Source organism: Serratia sp. CoH_122_TC_1, from assembly GCF_058191755.1.
In genome coordinates this window covers 225,867-250,509 of record NZ_JBXWLA010000008.1, presented here as the reverse complement: position 1 = coordinate 250,509, position 24,643 = coordinate 225,867, and the positions used below count along the sequence as shown (strand labels likewise).

The following is a 24,643-nucleotide window of genomic DNA, read 5'->3' as shown; positions in this document are numbered from 1 at the left end:
GACGCTGTCATATTACCGCTAACGCAAACGTCCCTTCACCGATTTGGGATATGACGTTCAGGAGAAAAAATGACAGCGTTTCGCTACGGTACCCTTTCCCTCGATTACCATGATTCCGGCTCAGGCCCGCTGACGCTGGTACTGCTGCCTGGTTGGTGTGAACCGAAAACCGTTTTTGCCCCCTTTATCGCGTTGGCTGAACAACACTTCCGTGTGATTAGCCTTGATTGGCGAGGCCATGCGCTGTCTGACCGCGATGAGCAGCTTTCGCTTGGTGTCGAGGAACTGCTGGCAGACCTTCGCCAACTGTTGCTTGAGTTGCAGGTGGGGAAATGTGTGACACTTTCGGTGGCACATGCCAGTTGGATTGCGGTTGCTCTCGCTGAGAGCTTACCTCAACAAGTGCAAGGAATGGTGTTTCTCGATTGGATAATGACGCAACCTGATCCGGCATTTTTTGATTCTGTGCAACACATGCAGCGTCCTGAACGCTGGGTAGCGGCACGTGATGCTTTGTTTAGCTTTTGGCAGGGCGGCATTGTGCACCCGCAGGTTAAACATCATTTAACCGTTGAAATGGCGAAGGAGGATTTCCGGGTATGGCAGGCTGCCGGTGTGGCGATCGAACAAGCCTATCGGCAATATCAATCGCCGCTTAACCGGTTGGGTGCATTAACCTTGCCCCCAGCTTGTTGCCATATTTACGCGTTGGATCGTGACGACGATTATTTGCGGCAACAACAGCGGTTTGCGGAGGTTCATTCTTTCTTTTCGGTTGTACGACTTGAGCATGCTTCTACCCATCTTGGTATCCTCGAATGTCCAGAGAGCGTATATCAGGCGGTTATCCGTTTCCTGGAGCGCAATTCCCTTCCTGTTTGAATCGAAGCGGGTTGGCGCCCGCTGTTTCACGATTTCTTACCACCCATAATTTTGGATAATCGATCAGGAAATAAAGTGGGTTTCAACACTATTGAAAGCCTGTATAATGCGCGGTTCGATCCAAGTAAATGTATTGTTACTGTTGTGGTGCCAGACGCCGCGGCGGTCATCCCCCCGACGCCTGTGAAGGCGACACTAGAGGTTGCTCAATGAGCGAGAAGTTACAGAAAGTTTTAGCGCGTGCCGGCCATGGCTCGCGTCGTGAAATCGAAACCATTATTGAAGCCGGGCGCGTTAGCGTCGACGGTAAAATTGCCAAGCTGGGTGACCGCGTTGAAGTAACCCCTTCAATGAAGATCCGCCTGGATGGCCATATTGTTGCGATTAAAGAATCTGAAGAAGAAGTTTGCCGTGTACTGGCGTATTACAAGCCGGAAGGCGAACTCTGTACCCGTAGCGATCCTGAAGGCCGTCCAACGGTATTCGATCGTCTGCCTAAGCTGCGCGGCTCACGCTGGGTAGCGGTAGGGCGTTTGGACGTCAATACCTCCGGTTTGCTGTTGTTCACCACAGACGGTGAGCTGGCAAACCGCCTGATGCACCCGAGTCGTGAAGTTGAGCGTGAATACGCAGTGCGCGTATTTGGCCAAATTGACGACGAGAAAGTGAAGCAATTGAGTAAGGGCGTTCAGTTGGAAGACGGCCCAGCCGCTTTCCGCACCATTACCTTCCAGGGTGGCGAAGGTATTAACCAGTGGTATAACGTAACCCTGACTGAAGGACGTAACCGCGAAGTGCGTCGCCTTTGGGAAGCCGTTGGTGTTCAGGTTAGCCGTTTGATCCGCGTGCGTTATGGTGATATCGATTTGCCGAAGGGCCTGCCACGTGGCGGTTGGACCGAGCTCGAACTGCCGGCGATTAACTATCTGCGTGAATTGGTTGAGTTGAAACCGGAAACCGTCAGCAAGATGCCGGTTGAGCGTGAACGCCGCCGAGTGAAGGCCAATCAGATCCGTCGTGCCGTCAAACGTCACACACAGGTTGCTGGCAGCGGTCGCCGTAGTGCGCCGGGCAGCAAACCGGGCAAACCAAGCAAGCGCAGTTAATCAGCACGCCGCAGCCCCCAGGACTGCGGCGTTTTCTATTACCAGTCAATACCCTGTTGTGCTTTGATACCCGCATCAAACGCGTGCTTCACCGGCCGCATTTCCGTAACCGTATCCGCTAACGCTAAAATATCGCGATGGCAGCCACGTCCGGTGATAATCACCGTTTGGTGCACAGGACGTTGCCGAAGCGCCTCCAGCAGTTCATCCAGCTCAAGATAGCCGTAGCTGACCATATAGGTCAGTTCGTCCAGTAGCACCAGATCCAGGCTGTTGTCGGCCAGCATGCGCTTACCCTGTTGCCATACGGCCTGACAGGCGGCGGTGTCTCCTGCTTTATTCTGCGTTTCCCAGGTAAAGCCGGTCGCCATTACCTGGAATTCAACACCATGCTGTTGCAGCAGGTTTTTTTCTCCGTTTGGCCATTCACCTTTAATGAATTGGATAACGGCGGCTTTCATACCGTGACCAACGGCCCGCGTTACTGTGCCAAATGCCGCAGTGGTTTTGCCTTTACCGTTACCGGTGAACACCAGCAGTAAACCCCGAGCGTCCTGCGCAGCAGCAATGCGGGCGTCGACCTGTTCTTTCAAACGTTGTTGACGTTGTTGGTGACGATCTTCAGCCATGATAAAGCCCCTTTATTCGGCTGCGCCGGGTTTGCGGTTCGGTTGAGCGTCGAAGCTCATGCCGGTTTTACGACGGCTGTCATCCCCCATCAGATAGAGGTAAAGCGGCATGATATCCGCCGGGGTTTTCAGCTTGCTTTTGTCTTCATTCGGGAAGGCAGATGCACGCATTTGGGTACGAGTTCCGCCAGGATTGATGCAGTTTGCCCGCAAGTTGCGACTTTTGTATTCATCGGCGAATACCTGCATCATCCCTTCGGTTGCGAACTTTGAAACGGCATAAGCGCCCCAGTTTGCGCGCCCGGTACGGCCGACGCTGGAGCTGGTAAATACCAGCGAACCCGAATTGGATTTCAGTAGCAGCGGCAAGAGTGCTTGAGTGAGCATAAATGTTGCGTTGACGTTGACCTGCATGACGTCGTCCCACATCGTCATCGACAGGTCTGCCATGGGGGCGATATCGCCGAGCAGGCCTGCATTATGCAGCACGCCGTCCAGCCGCGGGACATGCGTCGTCAGTTCGTCTGCCACCTGTTTGCACTGTTCTTGGGTGGTATGCAACAGGTCAAGTGTGATGATGTAGGTTGGCGCTCTGCTGAATTTGGCAATCTCGGCCTGCACCGCTTGCAGCTTACTTTCGGTACGGCCCAGCAGCACCAATTGCGCGCCAAATCTGGCGTAGGTGAGTGCAGCTTCGCGACCAATACCGTCTCCGGCACCAGTGACTAAAATGATACGGTTTTCCAGTAAATCCTGCTTGGGTTGGTAGTGCACAATAATTCCTCGCGCCTGGGTGGCTGGTCTCCCACTTACGTCGGGGAGCGGTGTGGATTGAGAGGCCATAGCAGGAGCAACGGCTCAACTGCATATATGGCCTCACAGCGAATTTGGCTCATCATGTTGATGAATAATCCGTGTTATATGCCTCAAATGGATCGTATTTTCAATGATTAGGCGGCAGAATCGGCATTCTTTTGTAACAAAAATGGAACTGTGCCGCCTTGGGTAAGCCCAAATGCGCCCACATAGTAAAGAAGCAGCACAAGGAATTTTTATTTAGCCGCGACAGCCACCGCGTCGGTTGGCTAGAATGAATGAAGTCATACTAACAACCTGTTAATAAAGGCGGAATCTGTGGAGTTTATATCTGTTTATGGCCTATTTCTGGCCAAAGTCGCGACGGTAGTGATTGCCATCGCTGCGCTGGCCTTGCTGGCGGTCAGCCTGGGGCAACGTAAGAACCGACAGAAAGGGGAACTGCAGCTTACTGACCTTGGAGAGCAGTACCGCGATATGCAGCGCGACATGCGTCTGGCACGTATGGGCGAGGCGGAACAAAAGGCGTGGCTCAAGCAGTTTAAAAAGCAGACCAAAGCCGACGATAAACTGAAGAAACAGCGGGCTAAAGCAGGGGCCGTTGAAGCCGCCAAACCTTGCCTGTATGTGCTGGATTTCAAAGGCAGCATGGATGCCCATGAAGTCACCTCATTGCGCGAGGAGGTCTCGGCCGTGCTGGCGGTAGCGACACCGAAGGACGAAGTTCTGCTACGACTGGAAAGCCCGGGTGGTGTGGTGCACGGATACGGGTTGGCCTCATCGCAGTTGGCGCGTTTGCGTACCGGCGGTATTCGTCTCACGGTGGCTGTAGATAAGGTCGCGGCCAGTGGCGGCTATATGATGGCATGTGTGGCGGATCGTATTGTGGCCGCACCCTTTGCAATTATCGGTTCAATCGGCGTTGTGGCGCAGATCCCTAACTTCCACCGCTTGTTAAAAAAGAATGATATTGATGTTGAATTGCACACCGCCGGCGAGTTCAAACGCACGCTGACGTTGTTTGGCGAAAATACGGAGCAGGGGCGCGAGAAGTTCCGTGAAGATCTAAACGAAACTCATGTGCTGTTTAAAGAGTTCGTTCACCAGCAGCGCCCATCACTGGATATTGACAGCGTAGCGACCGGTGAGCATTGGTTCGGTACGCAAGCGAAAGAGAAGGGACTCATCGACGCGATTGGTACCAGTGACGATTTGCTGATTGCTGAAATGGAAAACCATGAGGTGATCGGGGTGCGTTATGCACGCCGTAAACGCATGATGGACCGTTTTACCGGCAGTGCGGCGGAAAGTATCGACCGCCTGTTATTGCGCTGGTGGCAACGGGGCGAAAAGCCGTTGCTTTAAGCGTAACGATTAAACAGCAGGGGGCTTAAAGCCCCCTTTTTTATGCTTAATCGACCAGATGATATTTATCAGAGAACACGTGGGCCAAGTGTTTAAACATATTAAATACGGCGGTAGTTTTTGCCGTTGGCAATCCATCTTGGTCCAAAAAGAATTCACCACGGAAAACTAAAACGCTGACTTTTTGTTCAACCTCAGTGGCAATCATGCCATGCATATAATCATCATGGTGACGAATAAGATTATTTGCTTCTTGCAGTAAGGTTTCGCGATCAATGGGTGAGGTATTAGTGCGCATTTATTACACTCCAATCATAAATTCTGGACATATTCTAACGCCAGTTCGCATTTATCCGCAAACAGACTAAGGTTTATTTGCCGTCTGGATGTCTAGCGGTATCTGTCGATTGGCGAAATCTGCCTTTCCGTGCTAATTAGGTTGCGTGACGCTTTTTATCAGGTACAGTGTGGGATTTTGCGGCGTCAGGTGGAAGGTTTTGTTTACGCCATGAATGAGTCTCACACAGCCATACTTCTGGGGCATGGGTGAATTGCAGGCAGGATCAACAACTTGCGTTCAGGTTGAGCAGTTAAGCAACCAATAGAAAAAAACATGTTGATCTCTTGCCAGACTGCCGCAATATAAAAAAGAGATATGAACCGCTGCGGCACGGCGAGATAAAAGACTTCTTTTTAGAAGAAATAAAATTAGGTAAAGGTAAATATGGGTAAAGCTCTCGTAATAGTTGAGTCCCCGGCAAAAGCCAAAACTATTAATAAATATTTAGGTAATGACTACGTGGTGAAGTCCAGCGTCGGTCATATCCGTGATTTGCCGACCAGTGGCTCAGCCAGCAAAAAGAGCGCTGACTCAACCGAAGACAAAGCCAAGAAGAAAGTTAAAGTTAAAAAGGATGAGAAGGCGGCGCTGGTAAATCGTATGGGCGTCGATCCTTACCATGGTTGGGCTGCGCAATACGAAATCCTGCCGGGTAAAGAAAAAGTTGTCGCCGAGTTAAAGTCGTTAGCGGAAAACGCCGACCACATTTATCTCGCAACGGACCTTGACCGCGAAGGGGAAGCCATTGCCTGGCACCTGCGGGAAGTTATCGGGGGTGACGACAAACGCTTTAGCCGGGTGGTATTTAACGAAATCACCAAGAACGCGATCCAAAACGCGTTCAAACAGCCGGGTGAGCTGAATATTGACCGTGTTAACGCACAGCAGGCGCGCCGCTTTATGGACCGCGTTGTGGGTTATATGGTTTCGCCACTGTTGTGGAAAAAAATTGCCCGTGGCCTGTCTGCCGGGCGAGTGCAATCCGTTGCTGTTCGGTTGGTGGTGGAGCGTGAGCGCGACATCAAAGCCTTCGTACCGGAAGAGTACTGGGAACTGCACGCAGATCTGTTAGCGAAGGGTGACACCACGTTGCAGATGGAAGTGACGCATGCCCACGACAAACCGTTCAAGCCGGTTAATCGTGAGCAGACACATGCAGCACTTAAACTGCTGGAAAAAGCCCGCTACACCGTTCTGGATCGCGAAGATAAGCCGACCAGCAGCAAACCGGGTGCACCTTACATTACGTCCACGTTGCAGCAAGCGGCCAGTACCCGTTTGAGCTTTGGCGTGAAGAAAACCATGATGATGGCCCAGCGCCTGTATGAAGCAGGTCACATCACCTATATGCGTACCGACTCCACCAACCTGAGCCAGGATGCGCTCAACATGGTGCGTGGTTATATCGGTGATAACTTCGGCGACAAATACTTGCCGAAGGCACCGAACCAGTACAGCAGCAAAGAAAACTCGCAGGAAGCGCATGAGGCCATCCGTCCGTCGGATGTCAATGTGCTGGCTGAACAGTTGAAAGATATGGAAGCGGATGCGCAAAAGCTGTATCAGCTGATTTGGCGGCAGTTTGTGGCCTGTCAGATGACGCCAGCGCAGTACGATTCCACCACGCTGTCGGTAAAAGCCGGTGATTTCCAGCTGCGCGCCAAGGGCCGTACGTTGCGTTTCGACGGTTGGACCAAAGTGATGCCTGCTCTGCGTAAGGGTGATGAAGATCGTACCTTGCCGTTTGTTGAGGTAGGCAGCGAACTTGAACTGCAAAAACTGATCCCAAGCCAGCACTTCACCAAGCCGCCAGCGCGTTACAGCGAAGCGTCATTGGTAAAAGAGTTGGAAAAACGGGGTATCGGTCGTCCATCGACCTACGCGTCAATCATTTCAACCATTCAGGATCGTGGCTATGTGCGTGTTGAAAACCGCCGTTTCTACGCAGAAAAAATGGGCGAGATCGTGACTGACCGTCTGGAAGAAAACTTCCGCGAGCTGATGAACTATGACTTCACCGCCCGCATGGAAGACGGCCTGGATCAGGTAGCGAATAACCACGCAGAATGGAAAGCGGTACTGGATGAGTTCTTTGCCGAGTTCAGCGAACAGCTAGACACGGCAGAAAAAGATCCTGAAGAAGGCGGCATGCGCCCGAATCAGATGGTAATGACCAGTATTGACTGCCCAACCTGTGGCCGTCAGATGGGCATTCGCACGGCAAGTACGGGCGTGTTCCTGGGGTGTTCTGGTTATGCGTTGCCGCCGAAAGAACGCTGTAAGACCACCATTAACCTGGTGCCGGAAACCGAAGTACTGAACATTCTTGAAGGGGATGACGCGGAAACCAACGCGTTGCGTGCCCGCCGTCGCTGCCAGAAATGTGGCACGGCAATGGACAGCTACCTGATCGATAACCAGCGTAAATTGCATGTGTGCGGTAACAACCCGGCGTGTGATGGTTATGAGATCGAAGAGGGCGAGTTCCGCCTGAAAGGGTATGATGGTCCAGTCGTTGAGTGCGATAAATGTGGCTCTGAAATGCACCTGAAAATGGGGCGTTTTGGTAAGTACATGGGTTGTACCAACGAGACATGCAAGAATACGCGCAAGATCCTGCGTAACGGCGATGTAGCACCACCCAAGGAAGATCCGGTTCCATTACCAGAGCTGCCATGCGAAAAGTCGGATGCTTACTTTGTTCTGCGTGACGGTGCAGCCGGCGTCTTCCTGGCTGCCAACACGTTCCCTAAATCGCGCGAAACCCGTGCGCCGTTGGTCGAAGAGTTGGCCCGCTTCAAGGATCGCTTGCCTGAAAAATTGCGTTATCTGGCCGATGCGCCCGTAGCGGATGCCGAAGGCAACAAGACTATGGTGCGCTTTAGCCGCAAGACCAAACAACAGTATGTCTCTTCTGAGAAAGACGGAAAAGCCACCGGCTGGTCTGCTTTCTACATAGATGGCAAATGGGTTGAAGGTAAAAAGTAAACTTGCAGCCTGAATGCAATATAAAAACCAGCCCCTGTGGCTGGTTTTTTTTATTGGCTAAAGCTGAGAACGGATCTATCCTTTGCTGTTTTTTCCCTCCTGGGCCGGCGATTTCATATTGATCGCAATGCAAAATAATCGTTACCAGAGTGTGACGCGGATCTATACTTGAAGCTGTGGCATGATATAATGGTTATATAAAAAGTTTTTTTATGATTAAAGCTTATTAATAACGGCGGTTTATTCATCACTTGGATGAGGCACTGTGTTTAAGGCTTGTTACTTTTCAGCATACCGGGGCGACACCGATATACCTGGCTGCGGCTCAACGCAGTGTTTAACCTAGGATGGTATAAGATATGAAATTGCAGCAGCTTCGTTACATCGTGGAAGTGGTTAACCACAACCTGAATGTCTCCTCGACGGCAGAAGGGCTTTATACCTCGCAACCCGGTATCAGCAAGCAGGTGCGGATGCTGGAAGATGAACTGGGCATTCAGATTTTCGCGCGCAGCGGAAAACATCTGACTCAGGTGACGCCAGCAGGCCTGGAAATCATCCGTATTGCACGTGAAGTGTTGTCCAAGGTGGATGCGATTAAAGCCGTCGCCGGCGAGCATACCTACCCGGATAAAGGCTCATTGTACGTTGCGACCACGCATACCCAAGCGCGTTATGCATTGCCTAACGTGATCAAAGGCTTTATTGAACGCTATCCGCGGGTTTCGCTGCATATGCACCAGGGGTCGCCGACGCAAATTGCGGAAGCGGTCTCCAAAGGCACCGCAGACTTTGCCATTGCCACAGAAGCGCTGCATCTTTACGACGATTTAATTATGCTGCCGTGCTACCACTGGAATCGCGCAGTAGTTGTGAAGCCCGATCATCCATTAGCGGGCAAAAGCCATATCACCATTGAAGAACTGGCTGCTTACCCGATTGTCACTTATACCTTCGGTTTCACGGGGCGTTCTGAGCTGGATACCGCGTTTAACCGTGCCGGCCTGACGCCACGTATCGTATTCACGGCGACTGACGCCGACGTGATTAAAACCTATGTCCGCCTTGGGCTGGGTGTTGGTGTTATCGCCAGTATGGCAGTTGATCCGGTACAAGATCCGGATCTGGTGACAGTGGATGCGCGAGATATCTTCACCTTCAGTACCACGAAGATTGGCTTCCGCCGGAGTACCTTCCTGCGTAGCTACATGTACGATTTCATCCAGCGTTTTGCGCCACATCTGACGCGTGACGTGGTCGATAATGCAGTTGCGCTACGCTCGAATGAAGAGATCGAAGCGATGTTTAAAGACATCAAGCTGCCGGAAAAGTAAGCCGTTGGGTTAATCACGGGTAATCTGAGAGGGGCCCCCCTCTCAGTGTTACATTCTGCTCTTCGTTCTATGCAGCTTGTTTATCATTATCTCATTCACTTCTCACGCGTACTGAGCGGTTTTTACCTCTTCTCTTCATCACCCATCGCTAATGTGTTAGGTAGCGGATGTTGCCAGTTTCTGTTGCACACTACGCAGGGTACGTCGCCTTATCCAACCGCTGGCCGGGCGAATGGCTGCCCAATAGCAGGCGAACCGTGCTTTTACCTGGGGTGTCGGGCACCAGACGAAGGTTTCGGTGCTAAGCGTTGCCAAACCTGCACTGTCCTGAGTGACGCTAAAGCGTAATACCAGTTTGGCCGCATCAGGCGCAGTAAAACGGTGAAATTCTTCCGCGGTTTCCAGTTTTTTCACGTCTAACATTGGGCGCCAAAAACGGCCGGTCAACCCCAGTGAAACCTCATGACTGCCATGCTGCAGCAAGGTAAAGGTATCGAAACCAAACGGAGCCGGCTGTTCTGTTTTCTTTATTCTGGTGAGCAACTGCCAGAATTTACCGGGTAACTGACGAAGCATCAGTAAACGACGGATGATGGGATCTTCTGTCATATCCAGGGAAAGTACGGCTTGGATAATAGCTTCAGGGGATGCATGGATAGGTTCTGATTGGTGCTGTTCATAAAAGCTGAAAGCGGGAAGATACGGCGAAGCACCTTTCCATTGTTGACACTCCCGTTCACTGACGAACCCGAAAAATGCCACTTACCCCTCCTTAGTTTTAATCTGTTGCCCAGTCATGATTGTATTTTTCATGCCCACATTTATCTGTTGTTTATCTCTGACAAGGTGGCAGAGCGATATTGTTTCACCTGAAAAATTAATAACATAGCAGGTTGCCCATACTGTAGCCCGTGTTTTGTCAGGCCGCTGCATCGGGCATCTGCCTTTCTTTCGCGCGAGTGGAAAGGAAGCGTAACAGATTGCGCTTGATACAGGCGTATTGCCCTGCGGATTTTCTCATACCTTCCCTGGTTAATACCTAACTCTCTGGGAAAAAAAGATTTCTTCATCCTTGATTGCTTCTGCCTATCGTTATGATCAAAACGTGTTGTTATCAAAACGTTACATCGTCTTTGTGTTATCTTTAAATAAGACCTCAGTGATTACCCTGTTTTAGACATAATAAGAAATGGAGGAGCTATGTCGTCCGATCTTCGTGAAACGAGTATGGATAAGCTGGTTGCGCTGAATAGCGAGTATGGCTATTACAGTCTGCCACTGGCGGCGAGACAGTTGGGTGATATCGACCGGCTGCCAAAATCAATGAAAGTGCTGTTGGAAAACCTGCTGCGCCATGTGGATGGTGACACCGTGCAGGTTGACGATCTGAAGGCTATCGTTGGCTGGTTGAAGACCGGCCATGCAGACCGGGAGATTGCCTATCGTCCGGCTCGCGTATTGATGCAGGACTTTACTGGCGTGCCTGCGGTGGTAGATTTAGCTGCAATGCGCGAAGCGGTACAACGCTTGGGCGGCAATGTTGACCAGGTTAACCCGCTTTCACCTGTCGATCTGGTCATTGACCATTCGGTCACCGTCGATGAATTTGGCGATGACGACGCGTTTGAAGAAAACGTGCGTATCGAAATGGAGCGTAACCACGAACGTTATACCTTCCTGCGTTGGGGACAAAAAGCCTTCAACCGTTTCCGTGTCGTTCCACCCGGCACCGGTATCTGCCACCAGGTTAACCTGGAATATCTTGGCCAAACGGTATGGCACACCGACGAAAGCGGCCAGCGTATAGCCTATCCAGATACTCTGGTCGGTACCGACTCCCACACCACCATGATCAACGGCCTGGGTATTCTTGGCTGGGGAGTTGGGGGGATCGAAGCTGAAGCAGCAATGCTTGGACAGCCGGTATCAATGCTAATCCCGGACGTTGTGGGTTTTAAACTTACCGGCAAGCTTAGCGAAGGTATCACCGCCACTGCCCTGGTGTTGACCGTAACGCAGATGTTGCGTAAGCACGGTGTCGTGGGCAAGTTCGTTGAATTCTACGGTGACGGCCTTGCCGATCTGCCGCTGGCTGACCGTGCAACCATTGCCAATATGTCGCCAGAGTTTGGTGCCACCTGCGGCTTCTTCCCGGTGGATGAGGTGACGTTGGGCTATATGAAGCTCAGTGGACGCAGTGATGAGCAAATTGCGCTGGTGGAAGCTTACGCCAAAGCGCAGGGCATGTGGCGTAATCCTGGCGACGAGCCGGTGTTTACCAGTACTCTGGCGCTGGATATGTCGACGGTCGTTGCCAGCCTGGCCGGACCGAAGCGTCCACAGGATCGTGTAGCACTGCCCGATGTGCCAAAGGCGTTCAATGCTGCAACTGAACTGGATATTGGCGGCCAGCAGCATGCGTCGGAATTCAAACCCTTTACGCTCAATGGACAGGCGCACGATCTGCATAATGGCGCGGTTGTTATTGCGGCCATTACCTCCTGTACCAACACCTCGAACCCAAGCGTGATGATGGCGGCAGGCCTGTTGGCGAAGAATGCGGTGAAAAAAGGCTTACGCACCAAGCCTTGGGTCAAAACGTCATTAGCCCCGGGCTCCAAAGTGGTAACCGACTATTTTGACAGTGCGAAGCTGACATCATACCTGGAAGAACTGGGCTTTAATTTGGTCGGCTATGGTTGCACAACCTGTATCGGTAACTCCGGGCCCTTACCAGAGCCGATAGAACAGGCTATTAAAGCAGGCGACTTGACCGTGGGCGCGGTGCTGTCAGGCAACCGCAACTTTGAAGGCCGCATACATCCGCTGGTGAAAACCAACTGGTTGGCTTCTCCACCGCTGGTGGTCGCTTACGCGCTCGCGGGCAGCATGAAGATCGACCTTACCAAGGATCCGCTGGGTGAAGGGCACGATGGCAAGCCGGTGTACCTGAGAGATATTTGGCCGAGCAGTAAAGACATTGCCCAAGCGGTGGAAGAGGTTCGTACCGACATGTTCCACAAGGAGTATGGGGCCGTATTTGACGGTGATGCCAACTGGCAGTCGATTCAGGTTGCCGGATCCGCCACCTATCAGTGGCAGGCAGACTCCACCTACATTCGTCATCCGCCGTTCTTTAGTACCATGAAAGTGCAGCCGGATCCGGTGCAGGACATCAAGGACGCGCGTATTTTGGCCATCCTGGCCGACTCCGTGACCACCGACCATATTTCCCCTGCGGGGAATATCAAGCGTGACAGCCCGGCAGGGCGCTACTTGAGTGAGCATGGCGTTGCGCCGCTGGACTTCAACTCGTATGGCTCTCGCCGTGGTAACCATGAGGTGATGATGCGCGGTACCTTTGCCAATATCCGCATCCGCAATGAAATGGTGCCGGGTGTTGAAGGCGGTTACACCCGGCATATTCCGTCACAGAATCAGCTGTCCATCTACGATGCGGCTATGCAGTATCAACAGGAAAATGTACCGCTGGCGGTGATTGCCGGTAAAGAATATGGGTCTGGTTCCAGCCGTGACTGGGCGGCGAAAGGTCCTCGCTTATTGGGCGTTCGGGTTGTGATTGCCGAGTCCTTTGAACGTATTCACCGGTCTAACCTGATTGGCATGGGCATTCTGCCACTGGAGTTCCCTGCTGGTGTGACACGTAAAACCTTGGGCCTGAGCGGGGATGAGCAGATTAGCGTTAGCGGTTTACAAACGCTGAAACCGGGACAGACGGTGCCGGTGTTGATTACGTATGCCGATGGACGCAAGGAAGTGGTTAATACCCGTTGCCGTATCGATACCGGCAATGAGCTGACCTACTATGAAAATGATGGCATTCTGCATTATGTGATCAGGAAAATGCTGTAATAAAAAGGGCGCCTTTCGTGGCGCCCTTATTTTTCCAGAGAAGAAATCACTTTTGGTCCAGTAAATGGCCCATCTTCTCAGCCTTGGTGGCCAGGTAACGCTCGTTTTTCGGGTTACGACCCACGATCAACGGAACACGTTCGGTGATGTTGATACCGGCTTCAGTCAGGATCTCAACCTTTTTCGGGTTATTGGTCAGTAAACGGACCTCATCCACACCCAGCAGTTTGAACATGTCTGCACACAGGGTGAAGTCGCGCTCATCTGCGGCAAAACCCAGCTGGTGGTTGGCTTCGACGGTATCCGCGCCCTTATCCTGCAAGGCGTAAGCCCGAATTTTATTCAGCAAACCGATATTGCGACCTTCCTGGCGGTGGTAGAGCAAAATACCGCGGCCTTCTTCTGCAATATGCTCCAGCGCAGCTTCCAATTGAAAACCACAGTCACAGCGTAAGCTGAACAATGCATCACCGGTCAGGCACTCAGAATGCACGCGTGAGAGTACCGGCTTCGTACCAGAAATATCACCGAAGACCAGAGCCAGGTGATCGTGCCCGGTAGCCAGTTCTTCGAATCCTACCATCAGGAAATCGCCCCAAGGTGTTGGCAATTTGGCCTCTGCCACCCGTTTAAGCTGCATGTTACTCTCCACAAATACTTCCGATTCAATCATGGTTGGGCATCCTACGTCCGGCACAGTGAACTGACCAGGATTAAAATGCGCAACGACGATCGGCATTTCGTTAATTATCGGCTATTTTGCCATAACTTCTTGCCCTGAGGTGCTCAGCAAATCAGCATCCGATGTTTTCAGCCAACTATTATTGCAATAGGTTTTCTATCTGTTTAATTTTTCGAGTGTTATCAATATTGCAAGATTGTTACACTGCCAATTGGCTTAGACAAAGGGCGATTGGAATGTTTGAGATAGCAAAGCGTACGGCAGCAGGGGCGATAATATTGTTGTTGATGCCGTTAGTGGCATGGATTTCCGGGTGGCAATGGTTGCCGGGCGGTGACGGGCGGCTATTGAAAGGCCTGTATTGGATAACTGAAACGGTCACGTCACCGTGGGGCATTCTGACCAGTATTATCCTCGCAGCCTGGTTCTTGTGGTGTCTGCGTTTTCGCATCAAGCCAGCCATCGGCCTGCTGGTTTTGCTGAGTGCGTCGATTTTGATCGGGCAGGGCGTTAAGTCAATTATTAAAGATCGGGTGCAGGAGCCACGTCCCTTTGTGTTATGGCTGGAGTCAGCCCATCAGATTGACGAGAAATACTTTTACTCGCTCAACCGCAAAGAGCGGAGCGCGTTAGTGAAAGAGCAGTTACAAGATCAAACACTTGTGCCTGCATGGTTACGTGAGCATTGGCAATTTGAGACCGGCTTTGCGTTCCCTTCGGGTCATACAATGTTTGCTGCCAGTTGGGCGCTGCTGGGCGTAGGGCTGTTATGGCCACGTCGGCATTATAAGACTGTCGCGGTATTGATGCTGTGGGCAACGGGGGTCATGGGCAGTCGTTTATTGTTGGGTATGCACTGGCCGCGTGACTTGGTGATGGCGACGCTGATCAGTTGGCTGTTGGTGACGATTGCCTGCTGGCTGGCACAGCGCTGGTTTGGGCCTTTGACTCCGCCCCCGCAAGAGCAGCATGAAATCGCGGAAAGAACGGCGACAAAATAATTATAAGTGACCATGTCACATAATGCGGTGTCGCACTGACGCCGCATTAACCGCTTACATATACCTTCATTGCAATTCGCATCAATGTCCCCATATCCTTATTAATCCATTATTTTGAGAAGCTTTCTCATTAATTTGTTCGGGAGCGTCGTTTACTGTCGAATATGCCAGCAGATATGTGGTTTTATCGTGCCGCAGGGTTTCCCTGCCACGATGGGAAATGCTAACTTAATGGTTAGGGACGCCACGCATTGGCATAATTCATCCGATTAACTCGGCATCGCGGGAAAGAATGTGAAATATTTGCTGATTTTTTTGTTGGTTCTGGTGATTTTCGTGATTTCTGTCACGTTGGGCGCGCATAACGATCAGGTTGTGAGTTTTAACTACCTGGTTGCGCAGGGCGACTATCGCGTATCGACCCTGTTGGCGGCGTTGTTTGGTGCTGGTTTTGTTCTCGGTTGGGTCATTTGTGGCCTGTTTTATTTGCGCACCCGTATTGCATTGGGGCGGGCCGAACGCAAAATCAAAAGGCTGGAACTGCAGCTTGAACAACCTGCTGAGCCGGTAGCTCAGCCCGTTGTCAGCAAGGAATAATCTTCTATGTTAGAGCTGCTGTTTCTGTTGCTGCCCGTGGCTGCCGCGTACGGTTGGTACATGGGGCGCAGAAGTGCTCAACAGGATAAACAACAGGAAGCCAACCGTCTGTCGCGCGAGTACGTGGCTGGGGTTAACTTCCTGCTCTCCAATCAGCAAGATAAAGCGGTTGATCTGTTCCTTGATATGTTGAAAGAGGACAGTAACACCGTTGAAGCACACCTGACACTGGGTAACCTGTTCCGTTCGCGCGGTGAAGTAGACCGTGCCATCCGTATCCACCAAGCGCTGATGGAAAGCGCCTCTCTCACCTTCGAACAACGCCTGCTGGCTATTCAACAGTTGGGCCGCGACTACATGGCGGCCGGTATGTACGATCGCGCCGAAGACATGTTCGGCCAACTGGTCGGTGAAGAGGATTTTCGCCTCTCTGCGTTGCAGCAGTTGTTGGCGATCCATCAGGCGACCAGCGACTGGCTGAGCGCCATTGACGTGGCGGAAAAACTGGTCAAGTTGGGCAAAGACAAGCAACGTACCGAGATCGCACATTTCTATTGCGAGCTGGCGCTGCAGGCCATGGGCAGCGACGATCTCGATAAAGCGATGGGCTTGCTGAAGCGGGCGGCCTCGGCTGACAAACAGTGTGCGCGCGTATCGATTATGGTTGGCCGCATTTATATGGCGCAGGGTGAATATGCCAAAGCGGTAGAGTCGTTACAGCGGGTGTTGAGCCAGGATAAAGAACTGGTTAGCGAAACCCTGCCGATGCTGCATGAGTGTTACCAACATTTGGAACAAAAGCAGGATTGGGCGGACTTCCTCAAGCGTTGCGTGGAAGAAAACACCGGCGCCACCGCCGAATTAATGCTGGCAGAGATTATTGAACAGCATGAAGGGCGTGACGTGGTGCAGGTGTATATCAACCGCCAGTTACAGCGCCATCCGACAATGAGAGTATTTTACCGCTTGATGGATTATCACCTGGCGGATGCGGAAGACGGGCGTGCAAAAGAGAGCCTGTTGCTGCTGCGGGATATGGTTGGGGAACAAATACGGACCAAGCCGCGTTACCGCTGCCATAAATGTGGTTTTACTGCACATTCCCTGTATTGGCATTGCCCGTCATGCCGAGCCTGGTCATCGGTTAAGCCTATCCGTGGGTTGGATGGGCAATAATGCACAATAAAAAACGGGGCTATTTAGCCCCGTTTTTTATTGTGCTGGTGCAGCTTTATTTTTTCTTGCTGGCTTTCACGCCACCTTTCAGTAACTGACGCAGTTTTTTCAATTCTTTCTGGTTCAAAGGTTGTTCGATTTCCTCTTCAATCCCCTGATTATCGATTTCGCCATGGTGTAACTCCGGCGATTTCTTAGCGGCTTTTTCTGCTTTAGCCGGTAAGTCGAAGCTGTGTTCAAGGCGTTGACAAACCTCAGCGCTCAAAGAAAGTTGGTTATCGGCGGCAATGGCACGAATTTTTTCTTTGAGTTCCAGAGGGATTTTAATCGTTAGTGTAGATATCTCGCTCATTTTGAAGCCTTTATGCGGGAAGATTGCCTTCAAGCTAAGCCAGTCATGAGTGAGTGTCTAGTGTGTAATAAAAATTTAATATTTCTGTAACACTGAGGAGGGGAAATAACGCGCGATATTGAAGGGATAAAGCGGTAGAGCCCGGTAGACCGGGCCCCATACTGAAGTGCTTATTTATAGATAACCGCAGTGCCACTCAGCATGTTATTACCGCCGGCAGAAATGATGCGATAACTGCTTGCACCTTGCGCATCGGCTTTAGCGGCCAACTTGGCTTCCAGGCTGCTCAGCGTCGTAGCATGACCGGCAGAAACAACACCGGAAGCGGTCAGGCTGGTTGCCTGTTGCATATCCACCGGCTCAGCGGCCAGAGTGGCAAAAGAGGTCATAGCGACAACTGCGGCTGCTGCAAAATATTTGATGCTTTTCATATGAGACTCCAGTCTGTTTAATTAGGTTGGAAGGCGTTCGCTTCCGATGTGTTGAATAATAAAGCATCTGATTGGATTTAAAATCTGATAATGCTGAGCATCTTGTTCAAATTATATGAATGATAATTTACGCATCTTTACGGCGGTTTACATCAGCTGGGTTAAGGACGTCGGGGTGATATTGACGCTTGATGACGTATCAACGACTAACATTACTTAACGGCAGGGCGCGCTGTGGCTGGGATTTCTGTCGACTGACATGTAGAATGCGGCGTCAGTTTGGTAGGTTGTTGCCTATTTACGTCCATTTTACAGAAGGTAGAAGAAATGAAGTCTGAAAATAACATCAATAACAATGACTTAAAATCATCTCCGATTATCGTGGCGCTGGACTACGCAGATATTGGTGCTGCGCTGGCATTTGCTGATCGCATCGATCCACGAGACTGCCGGTTAAAAGTGGGCAAGGAAATGTTCACCCTGTTTGGGCCACAAGTCGTACGCGAGTTGCACGACCGCGGATTCGAGGTATTCCTGGATTTGAAATTCCACGATATTCCGAATACCACAGCCCATGCCGTAGCCGCAGCTGCCGAGCTGGGTGTCTGGATGGTGAATGTCCACGCCAGCGGCGGTGCACGTATGATGACAGCCGCGAAAGAAGCGTTGCTGCCTTACGGTGCCCAGGCACCGTTGTTGATTGCGGTTACTGTACTTACCAGCATGGAAGCAGAAGATCTGCAGGCTATCGGTATCGATCTTTCACCCGCTGAGCACGCGGAACGGCTTGCACGTCTGACCCGTGATTGTGGATTGGACGGCGTAGTGTGTTCGGCACATGAGGCTGAGCGTCTGAAAGCGGCGTGTGGTCAACAGTTCCAATTGGTCACGCCAGGCATTCGCCCGGAGGGCAGCGCCGCGGGCGATCAACGTCGTATCATGACCCCTGTACAGGCGCAGGCGGCTGGTGTCGATTATATGGTTATTGGGCGTCCGATCACCCAATCAGCCGATCCTGCCGCCACATTGAGCGCCATTCGCTCCTCACTGGCTTGAGGAAAAGATCATGAGTGATGATAACAGCCGGCTGGTCTATTCCACCGACACAGGGCGCATCAAGCAGGAAGAGAGTAAACCGCAGCGCGAAAAGGGCGACGGTATCGTGCGTATTCAACGCCAGACCAGCGGGCGAAAAGGTAAGGGTGTGTGTCTTATCTCGGGTGTGGATTTGGACGATGCAGCCTTGGATAAATTAGCCGCCGAGTTGAAGAAAAAGTGCGGTTGCGGCGGGTCAGTCAAGGATGGCGTCATTGAAATCCAAGGCGATAAGCGCGATTTGCTTAAACAGCTGCTGGAAGGCAAAGGAATGAAGGTCAAGCTGGCAGGCGGTTAACTGCATCTGGCGAACGGCCATGCCGCGATACCACACTGCGGCATGGCTTAAGGGTACTGCTGCCGGGCCTGAGCCCACTGATGGTAATATGCCATCGAATGAAGATAAAACAGACCTGAAATAATCTTTATTATGGCTAATACGTCAAAGCAAAAATGCTTTTGCCAGCCTGTCGGCAGAGGTATCTGTAGAACGGTCAGTCAGATTATTTACCCACCTGATGACCAATGATCCCCCCAACGGCGGCCCCGCCGAGCGTACCCAGTGCGCTACCATCGGTCAACACTGCACCGCCTACTGCCCCCGCGCCAGCACCAATAGCGGTGTTGCGGTCACGTTTGGACATGTTGGAACAAGCGCTGAGTGAAAACGCTAGCGTAAGCGCCAAAGCGGCGGTGGCGAAACGTTTATTGATAATCATCATAATGACTTCTCCTTAGCATTGGCTATATGGGAGTGCCTCTTAAGTATAGGCATGAACCCCGAATTCGGCCTGCTATTGGCTCCCATAGAGTATCGATATAAAAAATGGCATTTTTTGTTAAAGGCAGAATAATTAAAAGGCCAAATGTACAACTTCTGCCCATATTCACTATAAGCATCTGGTAAGTAATAAACAGGTAAATAGTCTTAAAGTCCGTTCTCCTGTTATGTACAGGCGATTCACCCTTTCTCTCGCAAATATTCGTTTCCAGCAGAAGCCTGCGTGGTCTTTAGCGATTTGCACCATACCTCCCTGGGGACGGGCTGCTGACAATAGGCTCAACACGCCTAATTGAGAAAGATAAATGCTTAACGAGCTCAAACAGCACGTATTCGAAGCCAACCTGGCACTGCCGCGCCATCACCTGGTGACGTTCACCTGGGGTAATGTCAGCGCTGTCGATCGCCGGGAGGGTCTGATGGTGATCAAACCCTCGGGAGTGGAATATGCGGCGATGACCCGTGACGACATGGTGGTGGTAGAGTTGGAAACGGGGAAAGTGGTGGAGGGTGAAAAAAAACCGTCCTCAGATAGCGATACACACCGCGTGCTTTATCTTGAGTTTGGGTCAGCGGGTGGGATTGTCCACACCCATTCGCGTCATGCGACTATTTGGGCGCAGGCAGGCCTGGATATTCCTGCCTGGGGCACCACACATGCGGATTATTTTTACGGTGACATTCCCTGTACCCGACAGATGCGGGATGCAGAGATTAACGGTCGGTATGAGTGGGAGACTGGCAGGGTGATTGTCGAAACCTTTGGCGACCGTCGGTTGGATCCGGCTAAAGTCCCGGCTGTGCTGGTTCATTCACATGGCCCCTTTACCTGGGGAAGAGATGCGGAGAATGCGGTGCATAACGCGGTGGTGCTTGAAGAGATTGCCTATATGGGGATTTTCTCACGCCAGCTGATGCCGGGGCTGGGGAACATGCAGCAAACTCTGCTGGACAAGCATTACCTGCGCAAGCACGGCAAAAATGCCTACTACGGTCAGTAACATTAAGGAGGGCAGCGAACGGGCGGCCCTCACTGCTGTTTGAACGGCTAATCGTTCACCATATCCAAGCGTATTCCCTGACGTTTCAACTGATGCTGATACTCCAACGCCAACCGTGAGTCGGTGATCACCCGATGAACCTCACCCTGTTGTGCTAATGGGTTGGGCTGGATTTGACCAAACTTGGAGGAGTCTGTCAGAACAATATTCTCGACACCCTTAGCCAACACCGCGTTGACCACATCGGCACGCATCATATCGCGCCCAGTAAACCCGGTCTCTGCGTGGTAACCGTCTATGCCAATAAACGCTTTACTGAAATGAACTTGTTGAATGCACTGACGGGTCAACGGACCGACGACGGTTTCGCTTTTTTTCTGATATAAACCACCCAGCACGATCACTTCGCAGTCGGTTTCTTTCAGCAGATTGGCGATATAATGACTGACGGTGATCAGTGTGATGCGTTTACGCTCGGCAATATAGCGAGCCAACAATGCGTTGGTACTGCCGCTTTCGATAAAGATGGTTTCATCGTCATTCACCAGCGAAGCAGCATACTGCGCCAACTTCTGTTTGAGCGTAAAGTTGGACATCATCCGCGCGTCGACGTCGTCGCTTTCCAATGCCAATGCGGAACCATGTACCCGCTTCAAATAGCTGCGTTTTTCCAGCAAATTCAGATCCTGACGTATCGTCACTTCTGAAACCTGGGTGGCAGCGGCCAAATCGCTGACGCTGATGCGCCGGCGATCGTTAACCAATTGCAATATTGTCTGTTGTCTTGAATTCATATCAACCTGATGTGCGGCCACCAATGTGCAGCCGCTAATATTTATTGTTTAAATAGTATGTTCTGTTCGCGCAATAATATCATCCTGCGCGTCAGGGGATAATGCGGTAAAGAAAGCGGAATATCCAGCAACGCGGACCACTAAATCACGATACTGGTCAGGATGTTGCTTCGCTTCAAGCAAAGTTTCCCGCGACACGATGTTGTACTGAACGTGCCAACCTCGGTATGTCTCAAAGAAGGTGCGCAGCATCAACATCAACTTTTCGCGATCGCGTGGATTTTCCAATGTCGCGGGGTTGAGTTTCTGGTTCAGCAGTACGCCACCAAGGATCGACGCGGTGGGTAATTTGGACAGTGAATTGAACACGGCGGTTGGGCCAAGATGATCGGTGCCGGAGGCAGGGCTGGCACCTTCCGCCAGCGGCGTATGTGCCTTGCGTCCGTCCGGTGTTGCCAGCGTCGCTGCGCCAAACGGCACATTGGCCGAAATGGATGATGTTCCGGCGTAGTAGGTGCCGCCAATCGGGCCACGACCAAAACGGGTGTTGTGGTATTGCTTCAATTCATCAATGTAAGTCTGATAGGCGCGCACCAACAGTTGGTCAACCTCATCCACGTCATTACCATATTTTGGCGCGGCGTTGAGCAGCCGCTGGCGTAGCTGTTCGCCACTCAACCCGTCGAAATCATTCTCTAGCGCCGTCGCTAACTGCTGTTGGCCGATCACGCCCTGTTCGAACACCAGCTTGCGAACCGCCGCCAGGCTATTGCCCAGGTTAGCGATACCGACTTGCAAACCTGAAACCCAATCGTATTTTGCACCGCCTTGCTTGATGCTTTTGCCCCGTTCGATGCAGTCATCCACCAGTGCCGAACAGAGAATATCGTGTGCGTTCTCTTCCAATACGCTATCGACCACGCACTCAATTTCAATCGATTTACGGGTGTAGTAACGAATTTGCTCGTCCCAGGCCCCCAACACCTGATCGAAATGGGTGAAGTTACCCTGCGACAGCGCAAGCGTCTGTGGCAGGAAAACCTTGCCAGAGGTGGCGTCGCGCCCCTGTTCTAACGCTGCCAGTAACACGCGTGCGAAGTTAATAAAACTCATGCCGGTACAGCGGTAACCCCATTTGCCGCCAACGGCAGTTTCGATACAGCCTATCGCCGCATAGTCATAGGCATCCTGCGGTTCTACACCCAACTTGATAAATTCGGGAATAACAATTTCATCGTTGTTGAACGCCGGCATGCCAAAACCACAACGAATCACCTGCACGCAAGCATCGAGAAAATCACGGCTCATTCCCGCGTGGTAACGCACACTGAGGTTCGGCTGGGTCGAGCGCAGGCGACCGCAGGATTCCAGGATGGTGTAAGACAAAGGATTGACGGCATCACAGGGTTTACCGTCGATAAGTTGTTGCCCACCGATGGTGACGTTTTGATACAGCGGGCTGCCTGCCGAGGCTTTGGAGTGGGTGCCAGAACGGATCTTGTTGATCTCCAGCAGTTTCAGCCAGCAGCTGTGCAGCATTTCAATGGCACGCTCACGCGGCAGAGTCTGCTCCAACTCGACATCGCGGCGATACCAAGGGTACAGATATTGGTCGAGACGGCCAAAGGACACCGAATGGCCGTTGGATTCAATTTGTAGCGTTAACTGAATGAAGTAGCACAACTGCAGGGCCTGCCAGAAAGTCTGCGGTGGTCGGTGGGCGATCAGCTCGCAGTTTTCTGCGATGGTCAGTAGCTCTTCCTGCCGCCAGTGACGGCTTTCTGCCTGTGCCATACTGCGGGCCAGTTCGGCAAAGCGCAGGATGTGGGCGCTCAGCGCCGTCAGGGTCAGGTCGATAGCCTTCAGGAATTGTTCCTGCTGTAACTCATGCCAGTCGGTGAGGTCAATTCGGCTGCGGCGCTCGTCTACCTTGTCACGCAACCCGTCGAGGCCTTTCTCTAACAGCAATGGGAAATTCACCGCCAGGTGGGCATCTCCCGAGGTCATATTGCCTTCGGCTTTGATGATGCCTGTGGCCAACAAGGTTTTTTGCTCATCGGTAAACATGCCATAGCAGCGGTCCTGTACCGTCTGGCCCCGCCACCATGGGCAAATTTGGTGCAGTACAGCCTTGTCCTCCTCACTAACGGAAAAACCGGCGCCGGGGCGATCGGCTAACTGGTCAATCTCGTCTTCGATCCAACTGACGGTATATTCCGGGAAGATCGGCGCGGCGCGCAATTTGCTGGCCTGGTTGCCGATAATCAGCTCATCATTGTCAATGCGCAGGGTACGTTTGGCCAGGTGGTTAGCGAGTGCCAGCGCCCGACGCACCGGCAAGGGTTTATCCAGGTGTTGTTGATAGGCTTCGGTGTAGTGCTGTGCGCGTTCGGTGCAAACAGGCGGTTTAACGATATGTATCAGCGCGTTCTTGTGGGCCAGGGTGCGTTCGGTCAGGGTGGTCAAGTCCAGAGTGGTCATGATGTTATCCTCGCAAAATAGCAGTCAGCCCTTTGGTTTCGGCGTACTGCTCGGCATAGGCCAGCAGTTCGGGGGCATCCAGTGGGGTTCGGGCAGCATGATAGGGTTCGCCGAGCAGGTGATATTTGTTGATGCCCAGTGTGTGGTACGGCAAAAAATGAATCTCTTTGACGCCGGCTTCATCGGCGGCGAAATCGACAATTGCGCGGACAGAGTGGCGATCGGCGTTAAACGCCGGGATCAGCGGTACGCGCACGACAGTTTGGGTGCCGTGCTCAGCCAGTCGACAAAAATTGTCCATCACCCGTTTGGCGGATCCGCCGGTCCACTGTTTAAAGCGCCGTTCATCGACGTGTTTCAAATCCGCCAGCATCAGGTCAAGCCAGGGGAGCGAGGGGGCGATGTACGACCAAGGGGTGTGCAAGCAGGACTCCACGGCGGTATGAATACCGGCTTCGCGTCCACGGCGCAGCAGTTCGGCCGCGACTGTCGGTTGCATAAAGGGTTCCCCACCGGACAGCGTCAGGCCGCCACCGGTCCGCAGATAAAAGGGGCGGTCGCGCAACACGTCGGCCATGATCTCGTCGATATTTATCGCGCTTCCGCACAGGCTGAGCGCGCCGGTTGGGCAATGGGCGGCCAATGCGGCATAATCTTCGTGATTGAGTCGTTCGCGTTGGATTACCAGATCGTCGTTTACTCGCTGGATTGCCTGCGGGTTCGCGTCACGGCACAACATGCATCCGCTCAGGCACTGGCGTGGGTCGAACAACAGATCGGCCTGTCGTGCACGGCTTTCCGGGTTTTGGCACCAGCGGCAACTCAGCGAGCAGCCCTTGAGAAAGACTACGCTGCGAATACCTGGGCCATCGTGGGTGGAATAGCGCTGCAGATTGAATATCACGAGTCACCTGTCATT

Annotated in this window: 23 protein-coding genes; 12 read left to right on the top strand and 11 right to left on the bottom strand. The window is 52.2% G+C overall.

Going from position 1 to position 24,643, the window contains the following annotated elements; genetic code table 11:
* Window positions 1-69: 69 nt before the first annotated feature.
* Together AC2FC2_RS12740 and rluB are read left to right on the top strand one after the other, a co-directional pair.
* Window positions 70-882, top strand: a complete 813-nt coding sequence (locus tag AC2FC2_RS12740) for an alpha/beta fold hydrolase (RefSeq protein ID WP_490659332.1) — start codon at window positions 70-72, stop codon at window positions 880-882.
* Window positions 883-1,091: 209 nt separating this feature from the next.
* On the top strand, window positions 1,092-1,988 hold the full coding sequence (gene rluB, locus AC2FC2_RS12735) for a 23S rRNA pseudouridine(2605) synthase RluB (RefSeq protein ID WP_209633828.1): 897 nt from the start codon (window positions 1,092-1,094) through the stop codon (window positions 1,986-1,988).
* A gap of 38 nt (window positions 1,989-2,026) precedes the next feature.
* Here the strand turns inward: rluB and cobO are convergent, their stop codons facing one another.
* Together cobO and AC2FC2_RS12725 are read right to left on the bottom strand one after the other, a co-directional pair.
* Window positions 2,027-2,617: a cob(I)yrinic acid a,c-diamide adenosyltransferase gene (gene cobO, locus AC2FC2_RS12730; RefSeq protein ID WP_490659331.1), complete on the bottom strand. Its 591-nt coding sequence runs from the start codon at window positions 2,615-2,617 to the stop codon at window positions 2,027-2,029.
* Window positions 2,618-2,629: 12 nt separating this feature from the next.
* Entirely contained in the window at window positions 2,630-3,391 is a 762-nt protein-coding gene (locus AC2FC2_RS12725; RefSeq protein ID WP_490659330.1) for a YciK family oxidoreductase, read from the bottom strand.
* A gap of 360 nt (window positions 3,392-3,751) precedes the next feature.
* On the opposite strand from AC2FC2_RS12725, the gene sohB reads away from it, so the two are divergent.
* Window positions 3,752-4,798: a protease SohB gene (sohB, locus tag AC2FC2_RS12720; protein WP_265553509.1), complete on the top strand. Its 1,047-nt coding sequence runs from the start codon at window positions 3,752-3,754 to the stop codon at window positions 4,796-4,798.
* A gap of 46 nt (window positions 4,799-4,844) precedes the next feature.
* Here sohB and AC2FC2_RS12715 read toward each other — a convergent pair whose 3' ends face one another.
* Complete coding sequence (locus tag AC2FC2_RS12715; RefSeq protein WP_490659329.1) at window positions 4,845-5,096, bottom strand: YciN family protein; 252 nt, start codon at window positions 5,094-5,096, stop codon at window positions 4,845-4,847.
* Window positions 5,097-5,522: 426 nt separating this feature from the next.
* On the opposite strand from AC2FC2_RS12715, the gene topA reads away from it, so the two are divergent.
* Together topA and cysB are read left to right on the top strand one after the other, a co-directional pair.
* A complete protein-coding gene (gene topA / locus AC2FC2_RS12710) occupies window positions 5,523-8,126 on the top strand; it encodes a type I DNA topoisomerase (RefSeq protein WP_265553507.1) in 2,604 nt (867 codons plus the stop codon).
* 359 nt (window positions 8,127-8,485) lie between these two features.
* Entirely contained in the window at window positions 8,486-9,460 is a 975-nt protein-coding gene (gene cysB / locus AC2FC2_RS12705; RefSeq protein WP_037415807.1) for an HTH-type transcriptional regulator CysB, read from the top strand.
* A 156-nt stretch (window positions 9,461-9,616) separates the two neighbouring features.
* Here the strand turns inward: cysB and AC2FC2_RS12700 are convergent, their stop codons facing one another.
* Entirely contained in the window at window positions 9,617-10,222 is a 606-nt protein-coding gene (locus tag AC2FC2_RS12700; protein ID WP_490659328.1) for a hypothetical protein, read from the bottom strand.
* A 438-nt stretch (window positions 10,223-10,660) separates the two neighbouring features.
* Between AC2FC2_RS12700 and acnA the strand changes: the two genes are divergently transcribed.
* A complete protein-coding gene (gene acnA, locus AC2FC2_RS12695) occupies window positions 10,661-13,333 on the top strand; it encodes an aconitate hydratase AcnA (protein ID WP_490659327.1) in 2,673 nt (890 codons plus the stop codon).
* Window positions 13,334-13,379: 46 nt separating this feature from the next.
* On the opposite strand, the gene ribA is transcribed toward acnA, so the two are convergent.
* Window positions 13,380-13,973: a GTP cyclohydrolase II gene (ribA, locus tag AC2FC2_RS12690; RefSeq protein ID WP_209633811.1), complete on the bottom strand. Its 594-nt coding sequence runs from the start codon at window positions 13,971-13,973 to the stop codon at window positions 13,380-13,382.
* 278 nt (window positions 13,974-14,251) lie between these two features.
* Here ribA and pgpB point away from each other — a divergent pair, with 278 nt between their 5' ends.
* The 3 genes from pgpB (at window position 14,252) to lapB (ending at window position 16,789) form a co-directional block, all read left to right on the top strand.
* The gene (gene pgpB / locus AC2FC2_RS12685; RefSeq protein ID WP_490659326.1) at window positions 14,252-15,016 is read left to right on the top strand and encodes a phosphatidylglycerophosphatase B; all 765 of its coding nucleotides are present in this window, start codon (window positions 14,252-14,254) and stop codon (window positions 15,014-15,016) included.
* Between the two features lie 294 nt (window positions 15,017-15,310).
* Window positions 15,311-15,613, top strand: a complete 303-nt coding sequence (locus AC2FC2_RS12680; protein ID WP_209633807.1) for a LapA family protein — start codon at window positions 15,311-15,313, stop codon at window positions 15,611-15,613.
* A gap of 6 nt (window positions 15,614-15,619) precedes the next feature.
* The gene (gene lapB, locus AC2FC2_RS12675) at window positions 15,620-16,789 is read left to right on the top strand and encodes a lipopolysaccharide assembly protein LapB (RefSeq protein ID WP_209633805.1); all 1,170 of its coding nucleotides are present in this window, start codon (window positions 15,620-15,622) and stop codon (window positions 16,787-16,789) included.
* Window positions 16,790-16,844: 55 nt separating this feature from the next.
* Here lapB and AC2FC2_RS12670 read toward each other — a convergent pair whose 3' ends face one another.
* Together AC2FC2_RS12670 and bhsA are read right to left on the bottom strand one after the other, a co-directional pair.
* Window positions 16,845-17,141 carry an Arc family DNA-binding protein gene (locus AC2FC2_RS12670; protein ID WP_209634223.1) on the bottom strand — a complete coding sequence of 99 codons (297 nt, stop codon included), beginning with the start codon at window positions 17,139-17,141 and terminating at the stop codon, window positions 16,845-16,847.
* 170 nt (window positions 17,142-17,311) lie between these two features.
* Window positions 17,312-17,572 carry a multiple stress resistance protein BhsA gene (gene bhsA / locus AC2FC2_RS12665; protein ID WP_209633803.1) on the bottom strand — a complete coding sequence of 87 codons (261 nt, stop codon included), beginning with the start codon at window positions 17,570-17,572 and terminating at the stop codon, window positions 17,312-17,314.
* Between the two features lie 327 nt (window positions 17,573-17,899).
* Between bhsA and pyrF the strand changes: the two genes are divergently transcribed.
* Together pyrF and yciH are read left to right on the top strand one after the other, a co-directional pair.
* Window positions 17,900-18,628: an orotidine-5'-phosphate decarboxylase gene (gene pyrF, locus AC2FC2_RS12660; protein ID WP_490659325.1), complete on the top strand. Its 729-nt coding sequence runs from the start codon at window positions 17,900-17,902 to the stop codon at window positions 18,626-18,628.
* A 10-nt stretch (window positions 18,629-18,638) separates the two neighbouring features.
* Window positions 18,639-18,965, top strand: coding sequence for a stress response translation initiation inhibitor YciH (gene yciH / locus AC2FC2_RS12655; protein WP_404759457.1), 327 nt, complete (start codon window positions 18,639-18,641; stop codon window positions 18,963-18,965).
* A gap of 205 nt (window positions 18,966-19,170) precedes the next feature.
* Here yciH and osmB read toward each other — a convergent pair whose 3' ends face one another.
* Window positions 19,171-19,389: an osmotically-inducible lipoprotein OsmB gene (osmB, locus tag AC2FC2_RS12650; RefSeq protein WP_004945176.1), complete on the bottom strand. Its 219-nt coding sequence runs from the start codon at window positions 19,387-19,389 to the stop codon at window positions 19,171-19,173.
* Window positions 19,390-19,753: 364 nt separating this feature from the next.
* Between osmB and araD the strand changes: the two genes are divergently transcribed.
* The gene (gene araD / locus AC2FC2_RS12645; RefSeq protein ID WP_404759458.1) at window positions 19,754-20,449 is read left to right on the top strand and encodes an L-ribulose-5-phosphate 4-epimerase; all 696 of its coding nucleotides are present in this window, start codon (window positions 19,754-19,756) and stop codon (window positions 20,447-20,449) included.
* 47 nt (window positions 20,450-20,496) lie between these two features.
* Here the strand turns inward: araD and AC2FC2_RS12640 are convergent, their stop codons facing one another.
* Genes AC2FC2_RS12640 through AC2FC2_RS12630 form a run of 3 tightly spaced genes read right to left on the bottom strand, consistent with a single transcriptional unit; the run spans window position 20,497 to window position 24,628 of the window.
* The gene (locus AC2FC2_RS12640) at window positions 20,497-21,243 is read right to left on the bottom strand and encodes a DeoR/GlpR family DNA-binding transcription regulator (RefSeq protein WP_209633795.1); all 747 of its coding nucleotides are present in this window, start codon (window positions 21,241-21,243) and stop codon (window positions 20,497-20,499) included.
* A 48-nt stretch (window positions 21,244-21,291) separates the two neighbouring features.
* Window positions 21,292-23,724: a formate C-acetyltransferase/glycerol dehydratase family glycyl radical enzyme gene (locus tag AC2FC2_RS12635; RefSeq protein WP_490659324.1), complete on the bottom strand. Its 2,433-nt coding sequence runs from the start codon at window positions 23,722-23,724 to the stop codon at window positions 21,292-21,294.
* Between the two features lie 4 nt (window positions 23,725-23,728).
* Window positions 23,729-24,628: a glycyl-radical enzyme activating protein gene (locus AC2FC2_RS12630; protein ID WP_490659323.1), complete on the bottom strand. Its 900-nt coding sequence runs from the start codon at window positions 24,626-24,628 to the stop codon at window positions 23,729-23,731.
* Window positions 24,629-24,643: the final 15 nt, after the last annotated feature.